At 69.8% G+C, this 3005-nt stretch carries 4 protein-coding genes; 3 read left to right on the top strand and 1 reads right to left on the bottom strand.

Annotation, left to right across the window (positions count from 1 at the left end; translation table 11 throughout):
- The 3 genes from VF468_20695 to VF468_20685 form a co-directional block, all read left to right on the top strand.
- Window positions 1-364: hypothetical protein (locus VF468_20695; GenBank protein ID HEX5880710.1), on the top strand; the 364-nt coding region annotated here is incomplete at its 5' end.
- 71 nt (window positions 365-435) lie between these two features.
- Window positions 436-888 carry a cupin domain-containing protein gene (locus VF468_20690; protein ID HEX5880709.1) on the top strand — a complete coding sequence of 151 codons (453 nt, stop codon included), beginning with the start codon at window positions 436-438 and terminating at the stop codon, window positions 886-888.
- A gap of 216 nt (window positions 889-1104) precedes the next feature.
- Window positions 1105-1980, top strand: coding sequence for an alpha/beta hydrolase (locus VF468_20685; protein HEX5880708.1), 876 nt, complete (start codon window positions 1105-1107; stop codon window positions 1978-1980).
- Between the two features lie 7 nt (window positions 1981-1987).
- Here the strand turns inward: VF468_20685 and VF468_20680 are convergent, their stop codons facing one another.
- Complete coding sequence (locus VF468_20680) at window positions 1988-2215, bottom strand: hypothetical protein (protein HEX5880707.1); 228 nt, start codon at window positions 2213-2215, stop codon at window positions 1988-1990.
- Window positions 2216-3005: the final 790 nt, after the last annotated feature.

Below are 3005 nucleotides of genomic sequence, written 5' to 3'. Positions count from 1 at the left end.
ACGGCGCCGGGCTCACCGGGTTCTCCTGCAGGCCCGGGGCGAGCAGGTGGTGGAGGTCGGCCGGCCCAAGCGACCAGCCCGCCGGACCGGTGCCAAGAGCGATGCCCTGGACGCGGTCCGGGCGGCAGGCCAGGCCTTGATCGAGGACTATCCGCTCAGTCCATGTCGCCGTGGTGACCGGGAGGGGCTGCGGGTGCTGCTGGCCACCCGCCACGGCGCCTGCCGAGCCAAGGTGCGCGCCCCCCAACCAGCTCAAGGCGCTGATCGTTGGGGCGCCCGAGGAGCTGCGGGCCGAGCTGCGCCGGCTGGCCAGCCGACAGCAGATCGCCGGCTGCGCGGCGTCGAGGTGATCAGGGCCGGGTGACGCCGCCGAGGCAGTGGGCCGACCCGATCGCCTAGAGTGCCGCCAGTACGTGGCGCTCCAAGGAGCACGAGATGGCAAACGTGGTCTTCCTCGGTCCCGGTGAGGGCCGGCAGCTGGTGGTCGGACCGAACACGACGACCCTCAAGGCGGTGACCGACGACACCGAGGGGCGCTTCAGCGTCATGGAGCATCGACTCGACGCCCACTTTCCCGGCCCTCCCGTGCACGTGCACGACCAGCTGGATCACGCCATGTACGTCCTGGAGGGCACGGTCGTGTTCACCGTGGAGCAGCGACAGCTCACCGCCCCAGCCGGCAGCTTCGCCCTTGTTCCCCACGGGATCGCCCATACCTCCGCCAACCCAAGCGACGCCGTAGCGCGGTTGGTGGAGGTGGACGCCCCCGCCGGCTTCGAACGGTACTTTGAGCGCCTGGCCGAGGCGTTTCCTGCCGGCAGCCAGCTCGACCCCGCCACCATGGTGGCGATCCAGGCCGAGCACGACACCCACCCGCCGCACGCCTGACCGCTGTCGCCTGGGGCAGGTCAGACCCGCCAGGCAGTATCGAGGAACGGCGGCACGTCGCAGAGCCGTCGTAGCGACCCAGTTGACAGACCTAGCAGCCTCGTACCCCCGCCACCCCGGCCGCCAGGTGCAGTCATCTGACTGTAGTCAGCACCGGCGTCGTCCCTCTATGGTGGGGTGTCGGTTGCTTGTCCCGCGTGAGCGAGGAGAACTGCCATGACCGATGCAGGGTCGAGCGCCCCGTCGGACGGCAAGACAATCACCGAGTACGAGCTGGAGCAGTGCCAGCGCGCCAACCAGACCGGGCGCCCGCCGGTGGTGTTCGTCCACGGCCTGTGGCTGCTGCCCAACAGCTGGGACCGCTGGGCGAAGCTGTTCGAGGACAACGGCTATGTGGCCCTGACCCCCGGCTGGCCGGACGACCCCGAGACGGTCGAGGAGGCCGCCGAGCACCCCGAGGTGTTCGCCGGCAAGTCGATCGGCCAAGTCGCCGACCACTTCGAGACGATCATCCGCGGGCTGGACCGCAAGCCGGCGATCATCGGCCACTCCACTGGCGGGCTCCTGACCCAGATCCTGGCCGGGCGGGGCCTGGCCGCGGTGTCGGTGGCCATCGACCCGGCCCCCTTCCGGGGGGTGCTGCCGCTGCCCATCTCGACCCTCAAGTCCAGCTCACCGGTGCTGCGCAACCCGGCCAACCGCAACCGGGCCGTGCCGCTCACCTTCGAGCAGTTCCGCTACGGCTTCGCCAACGCCGTCAGCGAGGAGGAGGCCAAGCAGCTGTACGAGGACTTCGCGGTGCCGGCCTCCGGCAAGGCGCTGTGGCAGGCGGCGGCGGCCAACCTGAATCCCTGGACCGAGGACAAGGTCGACACCAAGAACCCCGACCGTGGGCCGCTGCTGCTCATCTCCGGCGAGCTGGACCATACCGTCCCCTGGGCGATCGTCAACGCCTCCTACAAGCAGCAGCAGGACAACCCGGGCGTGACCGAGATCGTCAAGATCAAGGGCCACGGCCACGCGCTGACCATCGACAGCGGCTGGCGCGAGGTCGCCGACACCGCCCTCGCGTTCGTCCAGCGCTTCACCTAGTGGATCCCTACCGGATGTCGATCTCCCTTTCGACCGCCGCCGCGAGCAGGAAGGCCAGGCGCAGCGCCCCCTCTGGGGTCAGGTACAGGTTTCGCCGGCCAGCGTCGTAGCTGAGCTGAACGCCGTCGTAGGGGTCGCCCTTGAAGCGGCCGACGACGATGACGCCATCTCCCTCACTGTCCTCGGGACGCTGGTCTGTCAGCACGGTGCCAAGCTGCGTGTAGCCCTCTTCCATGTGCTGTACCTCTGGTGATCGTCGCGACCCTGGCTTTGTGCTGGGTCGCGCTGCGTTCGGGTGCGCCTCGTGCGGCCAGCCCGGCCATCATGCCAACCACCTGGCGCCGTCGCCTGCGTCCTCGGGGCGGTCTGACGGCGCTCCACTCGACCTTCCAGCCAGTGCAAGTCCCTACCGCCACCCCGGTCAGCAAGGCGAGCGTTACGATCCGACCGGCAGGCCAGCGGGCCAGAGTCAAGCGCGATCGAGGCATGCGGCCGAACTCCTCCGCTGGTCCGACGTCAATCTGCAGGCCGGCCGCGTCCCACCGCGGCGGCCCCGCGTCGTCGTGAACTACGAGGTCCACATCCCGGAGCCCAAGACGGCCAAGGGCCGGCGCTCGCTGGCCCTCGACCCGGCCACGGTGGCGGCCCTGTGTCAGCACCGCGCCCGCCAGGCCGAGGAGCGCCTGGCCGTAGGGCCGCGTTGGCAGGACCCGGGCCTCGGTTCACCTGGCCGGACGGCAGACCAGTCCATCCGCAGCGGTTCTCCACAAGGAGGTGAAGCGCGAAGCACCTGGTCAGAGGGGTGTGCGAGCGGGGGATTCGAACCCCCACGGGTTGCCCCACCGGGACCTAAATTGCCCACGCGCTGTGCTGGCGGGTGCTCTCCTGGCTTCCAGCAGGCCTTCAAGCTGGGGCGGATGCCGAAGCGTCGTCCCATCCTGTATCCGCTCATCCCAGGGTGTCGCGGTCCGTCCCGTGAGCAATCTCGTGAGCATTAGGGGATTCCGGTCCCGTCCGGTCGCGGG

Source organism: Actinomycetota bacterium (genome assembly GCA_036280995.1).
Lineage (GTDB): Bacteria > Actinomycetota > CALGFH01 > CALGFH01 > CALGFH01 > CALGFH01.
The sequence above is the reverse complement of the archived record's forward strand: the minus strand, read 5'-3'. Positions and strand labels throughout refer to the sequence as shown.